The sequence below is a fragment of the Thiemannella venezuelensis genome, from assembly GCF_014203605.1.
Taxonomy (GTDB): Bacteria; Actinomycetota; Actinomycetes; order Streptosporangiales; family Streptosporangiaceae; genus Planomonospora_A; species Planomonospora_A venezuelensis.
Genome location: NZ_JACHJJ010000002.1, coordinates 1 through 18,473, shown reverse-complemented (window position 1 = coordinate 18,473; position 18,473 = coordinate 1). Strand labels below are relative to the sequence as shown.

Sequence of the window (18,473 nt, the reverse complement as noted above, 5' to 3'; positions counted from 1 at the left end):
CACGGGACACAGTCTGCTGTATTCGTCACCCAAAAGGGCAGACCTATTTTTGTCACCGAAGGTAAGGCCCCGATCATTATCGAATCGAGACCTCATCAATGTTTGGCCGAATGTGATTCAGGAAATTAAACCCGATTGCGTGATCAGCTTCCGGCCGCGCGCTCCTTCAGCACGCGCCGGCGCCGTTCGAGTTCGTTCAGCTCCGCGAACAGGCGGCGGTACTCCTCCGGTCCGCCCGCCGGGTCGGTCCGCTCCAGCCTCGACCTCATCTGGTCGATGGCCCGGGAGACCGAGATCGTCTCCAGGGCGGCGAGCAGGTCCGCGGCGTACCGCTCCTCGGTCGCCGGGTCCACCCGCAGCTCCTCCACCGCCAGCCGGGTGACCATCCCGCGCAGCCCCTCGCCCGCGACGGAGAGCAGGCGGTCCACCCACGCACGGCCGCCCTCGCCCCCCGCGCCCGCGCCCCCGGCCTCCGCGACCAGCTTGTAGAGCGCGACGTGCTCGGGCAGCGTGAACGCCTCCGGACCGATCGCGTCGAACCGGGACCCGAGCAGCGCCGGTCGCTGCACGGCCAGCTTCAGCACCTCGGCCTCGGTCCGCACGCCGGGATCGGTGAGCTCGGCGACCCGCCGGGGGGCGGGCTTGCCCTGCCGGGGCTGGGCGGTGGCGGAGATCTCCGCGATCCTGTCCATGACGAACCGCTCGTTGTTGAAGCCGAGCCAGCGGTCCAGGTCCACCCCGTAGAGCTGGCGCAGCGCGCGGTCCTTGATCCCGGCCACGATCGGCGCCGCGGCGTCCAGCGCCGAGAGCCGGCCCTCGTTGGTGCTCACGTCGTAGCGGGAGATCACACTGCGGATCGCGAACGCGAACAGCGGCTCCCTGCTCGCGACCAGGTCGCGCACGGCCGCGTCGCCGTGCCTGACCCGCAGGTCGCACGGGTCGAGCCCGGCCGGCTGCACCGCCACGTAGGTCTGGGTGACGAACTTCTGCTCGTCGGCGAAGGCGCGCAGCGCCGCCTTCTGCCCGGCCGCGTCGCCGTCGAAGGTGAAGACCACCTCGCCCTGGGAGCCGGCCTGGTCGAGCAGGAGCCTGCGCAGCACCTTGATGTGCTCGGCGCCGAACGCGGTGCCGCAGGTGGCCACCGCCGTGGGCACGCCCGCCAGGTGGCAGGCCATCACGTCGGTGTAGCCCTCGACGATCACGGCCTGGGAGCGTTTGGAGATCTCCCGCTTGGCCAGGTCGACGCCGTACAGGACCTCGCTCTTCTTGTAGAGCGGGCTCTCGGGCGTGTTGAGGTATTTCGGGCCGTCCTCGGCCTCGTTCAGCTTGCGCGCGCCGAACCCGATCACGTCGCCGGTGATGTCGCGGATCGGCCAGACCAGCCGCCCCCGGAAGCGGTCGATCGGCCCCCGGCGGCCCTCCTTGGCCAGCCCTCCCTTGACCAGCTCGGCGGCGGTGAAGCCGCGGCCCATGAGGTGCCGGGTGAGCGCCTCCCACTCGGCGGGCGCGTAGCCCACCCCGAACCGCTCGGCGTCGACCCGCTCGAAGCCGCGCTCCGACAGGAACCGCCGCCCGGGCGCGGCCTCCGGGGCGGCCAGCTTCGCGGCGTAGAACTCCGCGGCGGCCCGGTGCGCCTCGATCAGCCTGCTCCGCTCGCCCTGCTCGCGGCCGGGGACGTAGCCGCCCTGCTCGTAGCGGAGCTGGATCCCGGCCCGGCCCGCCAGCCGCTCCACGGCCTCGCCGAACGACAGGTGCTCCAGCCGGCGCACGAAGGTGATGACGTCGCCGCCCTCGGTGCAGCCGAAGCAGTACCAGTAGCCCCGGGCGGGGGTGACGTTGAAGGACGGGCTCTTCTCCTCGTGGAAGGGGCACAGCCCCTTCAGGTTGCCGCCCCCGGCGTTGCGGAGCTGGATGTGCTCGCCCACGATGTCGGCGATCGGCGAGCGCTCCCGCACGAGCGCGATGTCCTCGTCACTGATCCGGCCTGCCACGCCGTGAGTCTAGTCCGGCGCCCCGACAACCCTGCCCCCGGCGACCCGGTCCCCCGGACGGCCCGCTCGGGGGCCGGCCGTACGGAGGGCGTCCATGCCCGGATCGCCGGAGTTCGCCGAACCGGTCGTGGGCGGCGACGAGGTTCGTTACAAAGGTAAAGGCGGATTCTCGGTACCTTATGCGGGTGGACATCATGCGATCGGGGCATATAGCACGGTTGGCCGCCGTCACCGGCGTCCTTCTCGTCACGGGAGCCTGCGCGTCGTCCGGCGGGGTCGCCGGCATCAGCACGGCGGCGCCCACCACGGAGCCGGTCGCGGCGCAGGGGCCGGTGACCGCGACGATCCCGGCTCCGACGCCCACTCCCCGGCCGTCGGTGGACGTCCCCGAGGGCGACGCCCCGGTGCCCGTGCCGCCGCCCAAGCTCTCCGAGTTCACCTACGCCTTCCCGGTGAAGGGCTGCGCGGTCTCCTACCAGAGCAGGCTGCTGGTGCTGCCCAAGACCACGATCTGGGCGGGCAAGGGGTGCGCGTTCGTCTCACCGGTGAGCGGCGTGGTCCACGAGGTCAACACCGCCAACCGGTGGCGGCCCTCCACCGACCGCGGCCAGGACCGCGAGGGCCGGTTCGTCACGGTCGTCGGGGACGACGGCGTGCGCTACCTCGGCGGCCACCTCGACTCCGTCGCCCCGGGGATCAGGCCGGGCGTGCGGGTCGGCGCCGGCCAGACGCTCGGCCTGCTCGGCAACTCGGGCAACGCCCGCGACACCGCCAGCAACCTCTACTTCGCGATCTCCTGGAAGACCGAGCCCTCCCTCTGGTGGGTACGGCGCGGCATGGTCGAGCCGTGGGACTACCTGAACGCCTGGCTGAACGGCAACCGCACGCTGTCCCCCGCGGACGAGGTGCGGGCCGTCATGGCACGCACCGGGCCGGCCCCCCGGTGCACGGTCCTGTGCAAGCCCAAGTCCATGCCCAAGCCCACCGAGAGGCCCGAGCCGCCGGAGAACCCGATCGTCATCGGCAGCGCCGCCCCCGCCGGAGGCTGACCCCGCCCCGGCCGGGCGGGCGTCAGCGGCCGGTGAGCCGGTCGCGCCAGGCCACCGCCGAGGTGTCGGTCAGCGAGGCGATCTGGTCGACCACCACGCGCAGCCGCCCGGCGTCGCCGTCCGCCCTGGTGAAGGCCGGGCGGAGGGCGGGCTCCAGCGTGCCGGGGGCACCCAGCATGATCATGTGGGCCAGGTCGTGGATGAGCTCGCGCTGCCGGGCCCGGTTGGCGCTGTGGTCCTTCTCCGTTATCACGTAGTGGGCGGTGACGCCCTTGAGCACCGCGCACTCCAGACGGGTCTGCTCCGGCACCACCAGGTCGGCTCCGTAGCGTCCGCAGGCGGGGCCGTACAGCTCCCTGGTGGCGGCCTCGGCGGCCCGGCAGAAGCGGCCGATGAGCACGCTGGTGAGGTGCTTCAGCGCGGCGAGGCCTGCCATGGAGCCGTCGAAGTCGTGCGGCCAGAAGGGCTGGGCGACGAGGCGGGCGAAGGCCTCCTCCAGCGCGCCGGGGTCGGCGTCCGGGGCGTACCACACCCGGGTGGTCGCGCACACGTCGCGGCGCTCGGCGGGGTCGCGCAGCGCCGCGAGGAGGACCGCCCCGGAGTGGAGGGCGTCCTCCAGGTCGTGCACGGAGTAGGCGACGTCGTCGGCCCAGTCCATGATCTGCGCCTCGAAGCTGACGCGCTCGTCGGGGGCGCCCTGCCTGATCCAGGCGAAGATCGGCAGGTCGTCCGGGTACGCGCAGTACTTCGGGGCGGTGGCGGCCGTCCAGGGGTACTTGACCGCGGCGTCCAGGCAGGCCCGGGTGAGGTTCAGCCCGGCGCTGCGGCCGTCCTCGGTGAGGACCTTGGCCTCCAGCCGGGTCAGCAGGCGCAGGCTCTGCGCGTTGCCCTCGAACCCGCCGCACCCGGCCGCGATCTCGTTGAGCGCGGTCTCGCCGTTGTGCCCGAACGGCGGGTGCCCCAGATCGTGGGCCAGGCACGCGGTCTCCATCAGGTCGGGGTCGCGGCCCAGCGCCTGGCCCATCTCCCGGCCGATCTGCGCGCACTCCAGCGAGTGGGTCAGCCGGGTGCGCGGGACCTGCTGCCCGCTGCCGAGCGTCTCCCCCGGCCCGACCACCTGCGTCTTGGCGGCCAGCCGCCGCAGCCCGGCGCTGTGCAGCACGCGGGCCCGATCGCGCTCGAACGGGCCTCGCTCCGGGTTGCCGGGCGGTTCCGGTACCCATCTGGCCTGGTCGTGCTCGTCGTAGCCGTACATAAGTGCAGTGATTTTATCCACGATAGGGCCGGTCCATGCGGAACGCCGGGTAAACACTCGCGGCGTTCCGCACGGCCCGCACGCCGGACGCCGGACGGTCCGCACCCGGCCGGACGGGGCGCGGGCCGTACGGGAGCCGGGTCAGCGCGTGTCGGAGCCGCCGCCGGCCAGGGCCGCCCGGCCGGCCTCCAGCCGGGCGACCGGGATGCGGAACGGCGAGCAGGAGACGTAGTCCAGGCCCGCCTCGTGGCAGAAGTGGATGGAGTCCGGGTCGCCGCCGTGCTCGCCGCAGATGCCGAGCTTGAGGCCGGGACGGGTCCTGCGGCCCTCCTCGGCGGCGAGCCGTACCAGCCTGCCCACGCCGTCGCGGTCCAGCGTCTCGAACGGGGAGACGCCGAACACGCCCAGGTCCAGGTAGCGGGAGAAGAACGCCGCCTCGACGTCGTCGCGGGAGAAGCCCCACGTCATCTGGGTGAGGTCGTTGGTGCCGAAGGAGAAGAACTCGGCGGCCTCGGCGATCTGCCCGGCGGTCAGCGCGGCGCGCGGCACCTCGATCATGGTGCCGACCAGCGCCTCGACCCCGGCCTCGGCCAGGATCCCGGCGGCCTCCTCCTTGACGTGCTCCAGCTCCTGGACCGCGCCGACCAGCGGGATCATGATCTCGGCGCGGGCGCCGGGCACCTCCCCGGCGGCCTCGGCGATCGCCCGCACCTGCATGGCGAACAGGCCGGGGATGACCAGGCCGAGCCGTACGCCGCGCAGGCCCAGCATCGGGTTCTGCTCGTGCAGGCGCTTGACCGCGGCCAGCAGCGCGCGGTCCTTCTCGCTCGCCCGCTCCCCGGCGAGGGCGACCTTCACCGACAGCTCGGTGAGGTCGGGCAGGAACTCGTGGAGCGGCGGGTCGATCAGGCGGATGGTGACGGGCAGGCCGTCCATCGCCTGGAAGATCTCGGTGAAGTCGGCCTTCTGCAGCGGCTCCAGCGCGGCCAGCGCCCGCTCGCGCTCGTCGTCGGTGCCGGCCAGGACCAGGTCCTCGACCAGCTGCCGCCGGTCTCCGAGGAACATGTGCTCGGTACGGCACAGGCCGATGCCCTGGGCGCCGAACCGGCGGGCGCGGGCGGCGTCCTCGGCGTTGTCGGCGTTGGCCCGCACGTCCAGGCGGCGTGCGGCGTCGGCGTGGGTCATGAGGCGGTGCACGGCCTCGACGAGCTCGTCGCCGTCGGTGCGGGAGCCCTCGAAGTACTCCACGACGGGGGAGGCGACCACCGGGACCTCGCCCAGGAAGACCTCCCCGGTGGAGCCGTCGATGGAGATGACGTCGCCCTCGGCGACCACGACGCCGCCGGGGGCGGTGAAGCGGCGCTCGGCGGTGGAGACCTCGAGTTCCTCGGCGCCGCAGACGCAGGTCTTGCCCATGCCCCGGGCGACCACGGCGGCGTGCGAGGTCTTGCCGCCGCGCGAGGTGAGCACGCCGCGGGCGGCGATCATGCCGGCGAGGTCGTCGGGGTTGGTCTCCCGGCGGACCAGGATGACGTCCTCACCCCGGGCGGCGAGCTCCACGGCCCGCTCGGAGGAGAACACGGCCTTGCCCACGGCCGCCCCCGGGGAGGCGTTCATGCCCTTGGTGACGGGCTTCCTGCCCTCGTCCCGCGCGAAGCGGGGGAACATGAGCCGGGCGAGCTGGTCGCCGGTGACCCGCCTGACCGCCTCGTCGAGGTCGATCAGGCCCTGGTCCACGAGCTGCACGGCGATGCGGAACGCGGCGCCCGCGGTCCGCTTGCCCACCCGCGTCTGGAGCATCCAGAGCTTTCCGTCCTCGATGGTGAACTCGATGTCGCACAGGTCCCGGTAGTGGTTCTCCAGCTTCTCCATGATCTGCATGAGCTCGTCGTAGGAGTTCTTGTCGATCCGCTCCAGGTCCTGCAGCGGGATGGTGTTGCGGATGCCCGCGACCACGTCCTCGCCCTGGGCGTTCTGCAGGTAGTCGCCGTAGACGCCCTGGTGGCCGCTGCCGGGATCGCGGGTGAAGGCCACGCCGGTGCCGGAGTCCATGCCGCAGTTGCCGAAGACCATCGTGCAGACGTTGACGGCGGTGCCCAGGTCGGCGGGGATGCGCTCCTGGCGGCGGTAGAGGATCGCACGCGGGGCGTTCCAGGACTCGAAGACGGCCGTGATGGCCATGCGCAGCTGCTCGCGCGGGTCGGCGGGGAAGTCCGCCCCGGTCTCGGCGCGCACGATGCCCTTGAAGGTCTCGACGAGGCCGCGCAGTTCGGCGGCGTCCAGGTCCAGGTCTCCGCGGCCGTTCTTCAGCTTCTCGAAGGCCTCGTCGAACAGCTCTCCGTCGATGCCCTGGACGGTCTTGCCGAACATCTGGATGAGCCGGCGGTAGGAGTCCCAGGCGAAGCGCTCGTTGCCGCCCGCCTGCTTGGCCAGGCCGTGCACCGACTCGTCGTTGAGCCCGATGTTGAGGACGGTCTCCATCATGCCCGGCATGGAGAACTTGGCCCCGGAGCGCACGCTCACCAGCAGGGGGTCGTCGGCCTGGCCGAGGCGGCGGCCCATCTTCCCCTCCAGCGCGGCCAGGTGGGAGCCGATCTCCTCCTCCAGGCCGGCCGGGAGCGCGCCGTCGGACAGGAAGCTGCGGCACGCCTCGGTGGTGATGGTGAAGCCGGGAGGGACGGGCAGCCCGAGATTGGTCATCTCGGCCAGGTTGGCCCCCTTACCGCCGAGCAGATCCTTGAGATCCTTGTTGCCCTCGGTGAAGTCGTAAACGTACTTGGGCACGGCTGCTCCTTCTACGGCTTCAAATGACGTGCGCTTCCGCCTCCCTGCGGACTCTACCGATGAAAAAGCAGACGAAACGTCACCCATCAGACGGTGACCTGTTTACGCAGGTCAAACCCATCTTCGCGGTCTAATCCAATCCAAATCGGCGTCAAATCAATGGTGATATCGGTCACCCCAAGAATTGGTATAAACCAATTGGTTTACACCAATTGTCTCAGCATTCAACCACGTTCACCGGAGGTTCAGCCCGCGGGCGGCGCGGCCGTACGGCGCCTCCCGCCCCGCCGGGAGGCCGCACCCGGATCGAGGGGGGACGGCCCCTCTCCCGCGGACGGCCCCTCCCGGGAAAACACGACGGCCGGTGACCCCTTCCCGGGGTCACCGGCCGTCCCTTGCGTTCACGACCGGCCCGGACCGCCCTCGGCGGGCCCGGGCCGCGCGCCTCAGTCGTTGAGGTGCCGGCGGAGGTAGGACTCGACCTGGTCGAGGGCCACCCGCTCCTGCGCCATGGAGTCGCGCTCGCGGATGGTCACCGCCTGGTCGTCGAGGGTGTCGAAGTCGACGGTGATGCAGAACGGCGTGCCGATCTCGTCCTGGCGGCGGTAGCGGCGCCCGATCGCGCCCGCGTCGTCGAACTCGACGTTCCAGCGCCTGCGCAGCCGCGCGGCCAGGTCCTTGGCCTTGGGCGACAGGTCGGCGTTGCGCGAGAGCGGGAGCACCGCGGCCTTGACCGGCGCGAGGCGGTGGTCGAGGCGCATGACCGTGCGCTTCTCCATGACGCCCTTGGCGTTGGGCGCCTCGTCCTCGTTGTAGGCGTCGATCATGAACATCAGGGCGGTACGGTCCACGCCCGCCGCGGGCTCGATCACGTAGGGGACGTAGCGCTCGCCGGTGTCCTGCTCGAAGAAGCTCAGGTCGGTGCCGGAGACCTTGGAGTGGGTGGACAGGTCGTAGTCGGTGCGGTTGGCGATGCCCTCCAGCTCGCCCCACTCGCTGCCGGCGAAGTTGAAGCGGTACTCGATGTCGACGGTGCGCGTCGAGTAGTGGGAGAGCTTCTCCTTCGGGTGCTCGTAGAGCCGGAGGTTGTCCGGGGTGACGCCCAGGTCGACGTACCAGCGCATGCGCTCGTCGATCCAGTACTGGTGCCACTCCTCGTCGCTGCCCGGCTTGACGAAGAACTCCATCTCCATCTGCTCGAACTCGCGGGTGCGGAAGATGAAGTTGCCCGGGGTGATCTCGTTCCGGAACGACTTGCCGATCTGGCCGATGCCGAACGGGATCTTCTTACGCGCCGACTGCTGCACGTTGAGGTAGTTGATGAAGATGCCCTGCGCGGTCTCCGGGCGCAGGTAGGCCAGGCCGGACTCGTCCTCGACCGCGCCGAGGTAGGTCTTCAGCAGGCCGCTGAACTGCTTGGGCTCCGTGAAGGCGCCCTTGGTGCCGCAGTTGGGGCAGGTGATGTCGGCCAGGCCCCCCGCGGGCTCCTTGCCGTGCTTGTCGGCGTAGGCCTCCTCCAGGTGGTCGGCCCGGTAGCGCTTGTGGCACGACTGGCACTCGGTGAGAGGGTCGGTGAAGGTCTCCACGTGGCCGCTGGCCTGCCACACCTCGCGGGCGAGGATGACGCAGGAGTCGAGGCCGACGACGTCCTCGCGCCCCTGGACCATGGACTTCCACCACTCGCGCTTGACGTTGTTCTTCAGCTCGACGCCCAGCGGCCCGTAGTCCCACGACGCGCGCAGGCCTCCGTAGATCTCACTGGAGGGATAGACGAGCCCACGTCGCTTGGCGAGGCTGACGATGGTGTCCATGATGTCCGTACGGCGTGACATAAGGGAAGATCTCCATCCGGCTGGAGGTCGGCGAGGAATTGGTCGGGACCAGCTTAGGGGAGGCGGGAGGGCCGGTCGTGCGCATTGGCCATCCCGCCCGCCCCGCCTCCGGCCGGGTCAGGCCCGTCCGACGTCCTCGAACGCGCTGGGCTCGTTGATCATCAGCGTCATCAGCGGATACATCGCCATCCGCGCGGCGCCGAGGGCCCGCCGGTAGAACCCGGCCCCCTCCCACTCGCTGACCAGCGCCCACAGCTCCGGCTCGTCCACCGACCGCGACACGCGGCCGCGCACATACCCCGGCTGCGCGGCCAGCGTGTCGACGATGTCGTGCGCCTGGGCCAGGAACTCCTCGGCCTGCCCCGGCGGCACCGAGTAACGGATGAGAGCGAGCATCCGCCCAGCATGCCAGAGCCTCAGGAGACCAGGTCCCGCAGAGTCCCGATCGCCTCCGTCTCGGCCCGGTGGATCTCGGCGAGGCGCCCGCTCAGCTCGGCGAAGAGCGCCTCGACGTCCTTGACCGGCGGCGTCCTGTCCACCTCCGCCCGCAGCGCCCACAGCTCCGCGCCCTCCTCGCCCGGCGCGCCCTCCGAGAGCAGGGACTCGCGGATCGCGGCGGTGAGCTCGCGCATCCGGGCGAACTCCGGGACGTCCTGCGGGAACGCCGCCTCGGCCAGCCCGTGCCAGAGTCCGTGGATCCGCCGGAACTCGGCGGCCAGGCCGTCCAGGGGCAGGTCCAGCAGCCCCGCGGCCTCCGCCAGGCCGTCGGCGAACAGGTCGCGGAGGTTTCCGCCGTCCATGCCGACCGGCTCGGCGCCCTCCCACAGCGACAGCAGCGCCCCCGACAGGCCCCGCCCGTCGGCGAACACCTTCGGCCAGGCCTTGGCGTTGCGGGTGTCGACCAGCAGCCGCGACCACTTGCGCCAGGCGGGCAGCGAGAACGAGTCGGAGGGCGATCCCAGGTGCTCGGCGGCGTCCCGCAGCCCCTCCAGCGCGGCCGAGGCCAGCCGCTCGGGGCCGATCTCCGCGGGCTCCAGGACGTGCGTGACGTTCTTGTAGGACGACACGCGCGCCCGCGCCGCGTCCATGCGCTCGTGCGGCACCCGGATCGGCGCCGCGCCCCGGTCGTCGACGAGCACGCCGGTCTCGTCGCGCCGGTAGGCGACGACCGGGTGCCCGCCGTACCCGTCCATGCTCGCCGGGAAGCCCCAGTAGCCGACGCGGTAGCGGTCGGGCAGCACGATGCAGGGCCGTCCGGCGTCCAGTTCCCCGGCCAGCAGCTTCGCCGCGCCCCTGGCCCCCGAGGTGGTGTGCGCGGTGAAGGGAACGCCGAGCCGGTCGAGGGTCTTGGCCATCCAGCGGTCGTGGTACTGCCACTGGTTGCGGAAGCCGAGCGTGACGTGGCGGCTGTCGTCGTGCTTGAACTCCCACAGGATGTACCCGGCGCCGAGTCCGCCCCCGGCGAGGAAGACCATCGGCTCGCCGACCGCGACGCCCCGGTTGGCGAGCACGTTCGCGATGGCCGCGCTGCCCGGCTCGCGCCCGCCGTGGAAGGCCCAGGAACCGTCGGCCGGCCTCTCGGGCCCGCCGACGAGGTGGCGGCGGGCGGCGGTGTAGCTCTCGCCCGTCTTGGCCATCCGTGCCCGGATCCGGGCCTTGAGCTGCTTCTTGCTGGTCATGGTGGCTCCGCTCGCGGCACCCGGCCGACCTCCAGCCCACGCCTGCCGGTCGGCCCGCCGCGTCATCGGCCGGCACACGGGACCCGCAGTCTTCCGGAGGCACGCATGTCCCCTTTGCCTCCGTGGACCACGGGCAGCGTGGGTGCCCGATCGAGGAGGTTCGGCGCCGGAGCTCGCCACCGCCGAGTTTACGTACGGCCCCCGTCACGGCACAAGCGGCGTACGGCCCGCCCGCGGCTCTCGCGCAGACCGTGCCGTGCCGGGCGTCCCGGCGTTAGGCTCAGGCCGTGGCCGACAAGAGCAGCGCAGCCGACCGCCCCGGACGGCCCGCGCACCCCCTCGCCCAGAGTCCCGCGCCGGGCCGTACGGCGCCCGCCCGCGGCCGGGGACCGGGCCGCGCGTCCGCCGGGCGCCCGCTCCCGCCGGGCGAGCGGTTCTTCACGCCGGGCGCCACCGGCCTTCGGCGGCGGGTCGAGCGGCTCAGCGCGGCGCCCATGGTCTTCATGTTCCGGCTCCCGCGCTGGATCGTCCCGGTGATCCTGGTGGTCCTGCTGCTGGCCGGCTTCGCGGTGCCGTCCTTCTGGGGCGGCCTGGCGGCGCTCGTGGTGGCCGGGTTCGTCGGCTGGCTGGCCTACATGTCGTGGCCGTCCCTGGGCGCCGGGGGGCGCATCCTGCGGGTCGCGCTGCTCACCTTCCTCCTCCTGCTGGTCGCCGACCGCTTCGGGGCCTTCTAGGGCCTGTGCGGGCTTTCGGTCTTCAAGCGGGCCGGAGGCTTCGGATCCGCAAGACGGCTCCGCGGAGACGCAGGCCGGCCAGGCAGCATGCCGGGGTCTTCCCGAACCGGAAGGCCGGCCCGCGCCGCTCCTCGATCCGGTTGACGCACCGTTCCGCCGTGTCGCGCCGTCTCGGCCGTCGCGCGGCGGCGCGGGCATCGGCCCGACGTGTCAGCCGGTGACGGGACCGGAGGAGACCTCGGCGGCCTTCTGGTAGACCGCGGCGGTCTCACCGTCGAAGTACGCGGAGGTGATCAGGTCGTATCGGCCGTTCCTGTCCTGGTCGGCGAAGACGCTGACGACACCGTTGACGTAACCGAGACGCTCGGCGTTGCTGTACCGCTCCAGGAACGGGCCGCCGTCCGCGCCCGGCGTGAAGCCGCTCTTGAGGGTCATGTGTTCCTGGATCCCTCGTGCCGGGGAGGTGTAGGCGTTCCTGGACACTCGGCCGTAGGACCACTTGGGCGTTACGCCGGTGTAGGGCCTGCTGCCGTCCGGGTTGGGGCCCGCGGGATAGGCGAAAGCGTAGATCGTTCTGTCGACGTCCTGCTGGTTCCAGGCCAGCCCCTGCCCGCCGACGGCGTCACCGAGCCGGCCCGTGTCCTGGGCCGCGGCGATGTGGTACCGCCCGTTCTGGATCCACTTGGAGCCGGTGTGCGCGTCGTACTCCGCCTGCGTGGCCTGGGCCGTCCCCGTGAGACGCACGCCGTTGTGGACGTTGACGAAGGCGTAGTCCCTGTCGTGGTCCTTGACGGTGTCGAAGTCGCGGTGCGTCCATGCCTGCTTGCCGACGTAGATCCCCCACGGGGCCTTGCCCTGGTAGTAGCCGGGTACGAAGACCCACTTGCCCATGACCTGGCCGCCGGCGGCGGGGTTGTGGACGCAGTGAGCGGCGGTGGAGACCACGTTGCGGTGCGCCGAATGGACCGAGGTGGCCGAGCACCAGCGCTCCCGGCCCTCATGGTCGAGGAAGAAGACCTTGCCGATGGTCCTGGGCAGCCTGGTCTGCGTCGTACCGCCGGTGTCGGGCACGTAGCCCACCTCGTGAGCTCCGGCGACGGTGCCGGGCGCGCCGTCGGGGGTGTAGTCGCCGCCGGGCGTCATCGCCGGAGCATTCCACTCTCCGTCGACGGGGACGGCCCGCACCAGGGCCGCGTTGCCGGCGGAGGCCCAGAAATCGACGACCGCGAGCGCGTCCGCCCCGGCGGCGGTCATCGGATCGTCCGCCCAGACGTCTGCGGCCTGGGCGGTACCCGCCAGGCAGGTCGCCAGCAGGCCGACGGCAAGTGCGGCGCCCCCGAGAGGGAACAGGGCACGCTTCATCAAAGTACTCCTCATGCTCGGGACGTCTTCCGGCCGCCGGAGGAGCACGAGGATCACCACCGCACTCGTGCGAGCCGTCCCCATCATCGACTGCGCACCCGGCCGGCCGCGTCACCCGAAAAGATGATCAAAATCCCCGTCCGGAATGACGTCTCCCACCCCCGATCGTGTTAGTCCCGTACGGACTTCAGAGCTGCGGGCGGATCGAAGGCTTCGGATCCGCAAGGTGGCTCCGCGGAGATGCAGGCCGGGCGGGTGCGCGGGCGGCCGGCGGGCAGACGCACCGCGATGCGCTCCAGCACGGCGCGAAGCTGCGGGCCGTCTCCGGCTCGGCCCGGGGCCAGGACGAAGGACAGCGGACGGCATCGCCGGTCGGCCGACCGGTGGACCTTACTGGTCGGCCCGCCCCGCGAGCGGCCCGGCCGCCGTCACGGCCTTGGCCCGGCCCCCCGGCGGCTCACACCGATCCCGGCAGGAGCGTGTGGTCCGGGAAGTTGCCCGGCAGGCGCTCCCCCGCGGGCCCGCGGGTCACGGCCCGCACCAGCAGCTCCCCGCCGACGAACGCGCCCCGCCAGGACGCGCCGAGGCCGCCGAACAGCTCGTCGCGGTCGCCGCGCGAGCGGGGCGCGTTCACTCCCACCTTGAACGCCCGCACCTGCCCGGCCAGCCGCCTGGCCGTCTCCTCCTCGTCGCAGGAGACGGTGGCGACCAGCGCGCCGTTGCTCGCGTTCATCGCGGCCAGCAGTTCCGCCTCGGTGTCGACCGGCACGATCGTGTCGACCGGGCCGAACGGCTCGGCGTGGAACAGCGGCGAGGACGGGGGCGGGGCGAGGATCGTGACGGGCGCCAGGTAGGCCGAGGCGTCCTGGCCCGGCAGGAACCGGCCCTCGGCCGCCGAGCCCCGGTGCAGCGGGATCCCGCCCTTGGCGATCGCCTCGTCGACCTGGTCGGTGAGCTCCTTGGCCTTCGCCCCCGAGATCAGCGGGCCGAAGTCGAGGTCCGGCGGCGGATCGTCCGGGGCCTCCACCGCGAGCGGGTGTCCGAACCGCACCGACCGGACGGCGGGCAGGTAGGCGGCCAGGAAGTCGTGGAACAGCGAGCGCTGCACCACGAACCGCGGGTAGGCCGTGCAGCGCTGCTTGGCGTAGTCGAAGCTCCTGCGGATCTGCCCGGCCAGCGTCTCCCAGCCGGAGTACTCCCACACCCCCCAGCAGTTGAGCCCCTCCTGCTCCAGGACGTGCCGGTGGCCGAGGCCGGCCAGCGAGGCGGCCACCTGGCCGCCGGCGTCGCGGCCGCCGACGAAGGAGACGCAGCCGAGGTCGCGCCCGCGCACCAGGGCCGGGGAGAGCTCGGCCCCCGACCCGCTGACCAGCGTGATCGGCAGCCCCTCCCGGGCGGCCAGGGCGCAGGCCAGCGTCAGGCACGACAGCCCGCCGTCGGTGGGGGTCTTGGCGATGACCGCGTTGCCCGCGAGGACCTGCACGAGCATGGCGTGCATCAGCACGCTCATCGGGTAGTTCCAGCTGGCGATGTTGCTGACCGGCCCCTCCAGCGGGGCCCGGCCGGCGAGCATGGGCCCGATCTCCCCGGTGTACCAGCGCACCCCCTCGACGCACCGGTCGACGTCCGCCGCGGCCGTCCTCCAGGGCTTGCCGATCTCCCACACCAGCAGCAGGACCAGCAGGTCCCGGTGCGCCTGCAGGGCGTCCAGCGCCGCCGTCACGCGCGCCCTGCGCTCGGCGAGCGGGACGTGCCGCCAGCTGCGGTGCGCGTCGGCGCTCGCCCGGACCGCGCGGAAGGCCGTGCTCCGGTCGAGCCGGGGCGGCCCGGCGATGGCGGTGCCGTCGACCGGCGTCACGGCGGGGCCGGACCGGCCGTCCCGCCGCCACCTGCCGTCCCAGAGGTTGAGCACCCGGTCGTCGTGGAAGGCCTCGGGGGCCTGCCGGACGCACCGGTCATAGGCGTCGGACCAGGCCGTCCCGGGTTTCAGCATGAGCGTCAAGGATCCACCTCCTCGAATCAGCGCGGGCGGCGCGGATCCGCCTCCCTCGGTCGGTGCGCACGGCACGGGCCCGCCGGCTCAGTCGGACCAGTCGACGGCGAGCGCGAGCCTCTGGCCGGCCGGCGGCTCGAACTCGGTGACGGCGTCGAGCGAGGGGCCCATGGCCGCGTTGGCCTCGCGCTCGACCATGACCTCCACGAGCACGGGCAGCCGCTCGCGCTCGGAGGCCGCCGAGGCCCAGGCGAGCGCGTCGCGGATGTCGCCCGGCCGCTCGACCCGGCGGGCCGGGCAGCCGAACGCCTCCATGAGCTTCACGTGGTCGATGCCGCCCTCGCCGTAGTGGAGGTCCACCGCGTAGTTCATGTCGTAGGGGATCTCGGCCTGGCGGATCAGGCCGAGGTACTCGTTGTTGATCATCACGATGACGAAGGGGATGCGGTACTGCGCGGCCACGGCGATCTCCTCCATCAGGAACTGGAAGGAGTAGTCGCCCGCCACGGCCACCACCCGGCGCTCCGGATGCGCGCACTTGACGCCCATCGCGGCGGGGACCTCCCAGCCCAGCGGTCCCGCCTGCCCGCAGACGAGGTAGCGCCGGGGCAGGTAGGTCTTCTGGAACTGGCCCGACCAGATCTGGTAGAGCCCGATCGCGGTGACGAACGTCGTGTCGGGGCCGAAGAAGTCGTTGATCTCCCGGAAGACCCGGGGCGGCTTGATCGGAACGTCGTCGAAGTCGTCGCGCCGGAGCAGCGTCCGGCGCAGCTCGGCGACCCGCTTCGGCCACCGCCCGGGACCGCGTGCCGGGGTGCTGCGCCGCGCCTCCGCGGCCATGGCCGCCAGCGTGAGCCTGGCGTGGCCGACCACCCCCAGGTCGGGCTCGAAGACCCGGCCGATCTGGGTGGGCTCGATGTCGACGTGGACGAACCTGCGGCCCCTGCGGTAGGTCTCCAGGTCCCCGGTGTGGCGGTCGCCGAACCGGGCGCCCACCGCCAGCACGAGGTCGCTCTCCAGGAACGCCGCGTTGCCCCAGCGGGTCTGCGTCTGGACGCCCGCCATGCCCGCGAAGAGCTGGTGGTCCTCGGGGAAGGCGCCCTTGCCCATCAGGGTCACCTGGACGGGCACCTGGAGGTGCTCGGCGAGGTCGCGGAGCTCGCCGGCGGCGTCGGCGATGACGACCCCGCCGCCGGCGAGGATCAGCGGGCGGCGCGCCCGCCGGAGCAGGTCCACCGCGGCCCGGACCGCTCCGGGCAGGGGCCGCGGCGCCTCCACCGGCAGCGGCGCGTCCAGGTCCCGGTCGTACAGGCAGGTGCCGCGCTGCACGTCGATCGGGAGGTCGACGAGGACCGGCCCCGGCCGCCCCGACCGGGCGACGCGGAACGCCTCCCGGAAGACCCAGGGCGCCTGCGCGGGCTCCTTCAGCTGGACGGCCCACTTGGTCACCGGCCTGGCGATCTCGACGATGTCGACCGCCTGGAAGGCCTCCTGGTGCAGCTTGGCCCGGGGGGCCTGCCCGGTGACGCAGATGATCGGGATCGAGTCGGCGAGGGCGGTGTAGAGCCCGGTGATCATGTTGGTGCCGGCCGGTCCCGACGTGCCGATGCAGACGCCGACGTTTCCGGTGACGCGGGCCCAGCCGTCGGCCGCGTGGGTGCCGCCCTCCTCGTGCCGGACGGTGACGTGCCGGACGGAGCTGCCGCGCAGGGCGGCGTAGAGCGGCAGGATGGCGGCGCCGGGGATGCCGAAGACGGTGTCGACCCCTTCGGACTCCAGGACGGCGACCACCGCCTCCATGCAGGGGATCCGCTTCACCTGTTGATCCTCTCGACCACTTTGAGCAGGGCGGAGTGGTCCAGCGAGCCGTACCCCTGGGCCCTGGCGGCGGCGATCAGCTGGGCGACCACGCCGGTGAGGGGGAGCGCGACGCCCGCCTCGCGCGCGGCGGCGATCACGATGCCCATGTCCTTGTGGTGCAGGTCGATCCGGAATCCCGGCGCGAACCGTCTCCTGATCATGGAGTGCCGTTTGAGGTCGAGGACGCGGGAGCCCGCCAGCCCGCCGGCCAGCACGTCGAGCCCCGCCTCGGGATCGACCCCGGAGGCCTCCAGCAGCACGATCGCCTCCGCGACCAGCCCGTAGATCCCTCCCACGACGAGCTGGTTGGCCGCCTTGACCGTCTGGCCGGCCCCGGCCGGGCCGACGTGCACGATCGTCGTGCCCAGCACGACGAGGACCGGCCGGGCGTCCTCGAAGTCGCCGGGGTCGCCGCCCACCATGACGGAGAGGGTCCCGTCGACCGCACCGCGCTCGCCGCCGCTCACCGGGGCGTCCAGCGCCCTGATCCCCTTCACCGCCGCGGCCTGGGCGACCCTGCGCGCGGTCTCCGGCCGCACGGTGCTCATGTCGATGTGGAGCAGGCCCCGCCTGCCGTGCTCCAGCAGGCCGTCCGGTCCGAAGACCACCTCCTCCACCTGAGGGGAGTCGGGCAGCATGGTGATCGCGGTATCCGCCTGCGCGACGGCCTCCGCCACGCTTTCCGCGGCCTTCCCCCCGGCCCCGACGAGGGCGTCCAGCCGCTCGTCGCTCACGTCGTATCCGACGACCGTGTGCCCGGCCCGGACCAGGTTGGCGGCCATGGGGCCGCCCATGATCCCCAGTCCGACGAACGCGATGTTCACCGCCCGTCCACCGCCCCTCGCCCGTCTCCCGGCAGGCCGCTCCGGACCCGCTCCGCGGTCATCACCCGTTCACCGCCCCTCCCGGCGGCCGCCCGCCGTTCAACCACGTGAAGCTCCCTGCGCTCGGGCCGACGGGCCGGTACTCGAGACCGACCCGGCCGCGGTAGCCCGCGGCGCGCAGCCGCTCGAAGATCTGGCTGTACGGCATGCCGCCCGTGCCGGGCTGGCCCCGGCCGGGGTCGTCGGCGATCTGGACGTGGCCGAATCGGCCGGCGCTCGTCCCGATCAGTCCCAGCACGTCCTCGCCCATGCGGTGGAGGTGGTAGAGGTCGGCGAGGAACGCGACGTTCGGCTCCCCCACCGCCTCGATCACCTCGAAGGCCGCCGCGGAGGAGGTGATCGGGTAGTCCGGGTTCTCGTGGGAGTTGAGCGCCTCGACCACGACCGTGGCGCCGATCCCGGCGGCCGCCCGCGCCGCCCGCGACAGGTTGGCCAGGGCCAGGTCGCGTTGGGCTCCGGCGGACAGCCCGGGGACGCGGTTGCCGTACAGGGCGTTGAGCACCCGGCAGCCGAGCCGTCCGGCCAGGCCGACCGCGACGTCGACGTTCGCCCGGAACCGCGCCGAGGAGTCGGGCCTGGACAGCAGCCCCCGCTCGCCGGCGGCCATGTCCCCGGCGTCGAAGTTCAGGCCGGCCAGGTGGACCCCGGCGTCCTCGATCGAGCGCCGCAGCGCGTCGACCTCCCGGTCGGCGGGGCAGGGGCCGTCGAAGGGCCACCAGAGCTCGACCGCGTCGAACCCCGCCCCGGCGGCGGCCGCCGGGCGCTCCGGCAGCGGCAGCTCGGTGAAGAGGACGGAGATGTTGACGTCGAACCTCACGGCGCCTCCCCGGCGAGGCCCGCACCCGCACCCGCACCCGCACCCGCACCCGCACCGGTGAGGATCTCGCGCATGAGGCGGGCGGTCTCGCCGGGGGTCTTGCCGACCCGCACCCCGACCTTCTCCAGCGCCTCCTTTTTGGCCTGCGCGGTCCCGGCCGATCCCGACACGATCGCGCCCGCGTGCCCCATGGTCTTGCCCTCCGGCGCGGTGAACCCCGCCACATAGGCCAC

13 protein-coding genes and 2 pseudogenes are annotated in these 18,473 nt (G+C 72.5%); 2 read left to right on the top strand and 13 right to left on the bottom strand.

Annotation, left to right across the window (positions count from 1 at the left end; genetic code table 11):
• Window positions 1–143: 143 nt before the first annotated feature.
• The gene (gene dnaG, locus FHS22_RS03575) at window positions 144–1,991 is read right to left on the bottom strand and encodes a DNA primase (protein ID WP_184938397.1); all 1,848 of its coding nucleotides are present in this window, start codon (window positions 1,989–1,991) and stop codon (window positions 144–146) included.
• 194 nt (window positions 1,992–2,185) lie between these two features.
• Here dnaG and FHS22_RS03570 point away from each other — a divergent pair, with 194 nt between their 5' ends.
• Window positions 2,186–3,040, top strand: coding sequence for a M23 family metallopeptidase (locus FHS22_RS03570; RefSeq protein ID WP_184939033.1), 855 nt, complete (start codon window positions 2,186–2,188; stop codon window positions 3,038–3,040).
• A gap of 22 nt (window positions 3,041–3,062) precedes the next feature.
• Here FHS22_RS03570 and FHS22_RS03565 read toward each other — a convergent pair whose 3' ends face one another.
• The 5 genes from FHS22_RS03565 to FHS22_RS03545 all read right to left on the bottom strand — a co-directional run bounded on the left by FHS22_RS03565 (window position 3,063) and on the right by FHS22_RS03545 (window position 10,590).
• A complete protein-coding gene (locus FHS22_RS03565; protein ID WP_184939032.1) occupies window positions 3,063–4,295 on the bottom strand; it encodes a deoxyguanosinetriphosphate triphosphohydrolase in 1,233 nt (410 codons plus the stop codon).
• 141 nt (window positions 4,296–4,436) lie between these two features.
• A complete protein-coding gene (gene ppdK, locus FHS22_RS03560) occupies window positions 4,437–7,079 on the bottom strand; it encodes a pyruvate, phosphate dikinase (protein ID WP_338047571.1) in 2,643 nt (880 codons plus the stop codon).
• Between the two features lie 446 nt (window positions 7,080–7,525).
• Complete coding sequence (locus tag FHS22_RS03555) at window positions 7,526–8,911, bottom strand: glycine--tRNA ligase (protein WP_184938393.1); 1,386 nt, start codon at window positions 8,909–8,911, stop codon at window positions 7,526–7,528.
• Between the two features lie 117 nt (window positions 8,912–9,028).
• Window positions 9,029–9,307, bottom strand: coding sequence for an antibiotic biosynthesis monooxygenase family protein (locus FHS22_RS03550; protein ID WP_184938391.1), 279 nt, complete (start codon window positions 9,305–9,307; stop codon window positions 9,029–9,031).
• A gap of 20 nt (window positions 9,308–9,327) precedes the next feature.
• Complete coding sequence (locus FHS22_RS03545) at window positions 9,328–10,590, bottom strand: BtrH N-terminal domain-containing protein (protein WP_221473199.1); 1,263 nt, start codon at window positions 10,588–10,590, stop codon at window positions 9,328–9,330.
• 287 nt (window positions 10,591–10,877) lie between these two features.
• On the opposite strand from FHS22_RS03545, the gene FHS22_RS03540 reads away from it, so the two are divergent.
• Window positions 10,878–11,324, top strand: coding sequence for a DUF6703 family protein (locus FHS22_RS03540; RefSeq protein ID WP_184938389.1), 447 nt, complete (start codon window positions 10,878–10,880; stop codon window positions 11,322–11,324).
• A gap of 210 nt (window positions 11,325–11,534) precedes the next feature.
• Here FHS22_RS03540 and FHS22_RS03535 read toward each other — a convergent pair whose 3' ends face one another.
• From FHS22_RS03535 to FHS22_RS03510, 7 genes and pseudogenes are all read right to left on the bottom strand, one after another.
• Window positions 11,535–12,686, bottom strand: a complete 1,152-nt coding sequence (locus FHS22_RS03535; RefSeq protein ID WP_184938388.1) for a trypsin-like serine peptidase — start codon at window positions 12,684–12,686, stop codon at window positions 11,535–11,537.
• Window positions 12,687–12,916: 230 nt separating this feature from the next.
• Window positions 12,917–13,105: pseudogene (locus FHS22_RS39530) on the bottom strand (IS5/IS1182 family transposase); the annotation flags it as partial.
• A 38-nt stretch (window positions 13,106–13,143) separates the two neighbouring features.
• Window positions 13,144–14,679: an aldehyde dehydrogenase family protein gene (locus FHS22_RS03530; protein ID WP_184939029.1), complete on the bottom strand. Its 1,536-nt coding sequence runs from the start codon at window positions 14,677–14,679 to the stop codon at window positions 13,144–13,146.
• A gap of 87 nt (window positions 14,680–14,766) precedes the next feature.
• Entirely contained in the window at window positions 14,767–16,497 is a 1,731-nt protein-coding gene (gcl, locus tag FHS22_RS03525) for a glyoxylate carboligase (RefSeq protein ID WP_338047569.1), read from the bottom strand.
• Window positions 16,494–17,363 (bottom strand): 2-hydroxy-3-oxopropionate reductase, encoded by an 870-nt coding sequence (locus FHS22_RS03520; protein WP_184938386.1) that lies wholly within the window; start codon window positions 17,361–17,363, stop codon window positions 16,494–16,496. Before FHS22_RS03520 ends, gcl begins: the two co-directional genes overlap by 4 nt.
• A 61-nt stretch (window positions 17,364–17,424) precedes the next feature.
• Window positions 17,425–18,240 carry a hydroxypyruvate isomerase family protein gene (locus FHS22_RS03515; RefSeq protein WP_184938384.1) on the bottom strand — a complete coding sequence of 272 codons (816 nt, stop codon included), beginning with the start codon at window positions 18,238–18,240 and terminating at the stop codon, window positions 17,425–17,427.
• Window positions 18,237–18,473: pseudogene (locus tag FHS22_RS03510) on the bottom strand (hypothetical protein); the annotation flags it as partial. The gene FHS22_RS03515 and the pseudogene FHS22_RS03510, both read right to left, overlap by 4 nt.

What these genes read in the sequence shown, in the direction of transcription:
- FHS22_RS03555 (WP_184938393.1), bottom strand. Translation starts at nt 8,911, where the DNA reads ATGTCACGCCGTACGGACATCATGGACACCATCGTCAGCCTCGCCAAG.
- FHS22_RS03545 (WP_221473199.1), bottom strand. Translation starts at nt 10,590, where the DNA reads ATGACCAGCAAGAAGCAGCTCAAGGCCCGGATCCGGGCACGGATGGCC.
- FHS22_RS03535 (WP_184938388.1), bottom strand. Translation starts at nt 12,686, where the DNA reads ATGAAGCGTGCCCTGTTCCCTCTCGGGGGCGCCGCACTTGCCGTCGGC.
- FHS22_RS03565 (WP_184939032.1), bottom strand. Translation starts at nt 4,295, where the DNA reads ATGTACGGCTACGACGAGCACGACCAGGCCAGATGGGTACCGGAACCG.
- FHS22_RS03570 (WP_184939033.1), top strand. Translation starts at nt 2,186, where the DNA reads ATGCGATCGGGGCATATAGCACGGTTGGCCGCCGTCACCGGCGTCCTT.
- FHS22_RS03530 (WP_184939029.1), bottom strand. Translation starts at nt 14,679, where the DNA reads ATGCTGAAACCCGGGACGGCCTGGTCCGACGCCTATGACCGGTGCGTC.
- FHS22_RS03550 (WP_184938391.1), bottom strand. Translation starts at nt 9,307, where the DNA reads ATGCTCGCTCTCATCCGTTACTCGGTGCCGCCGGGGCAGGCCGAGGAG.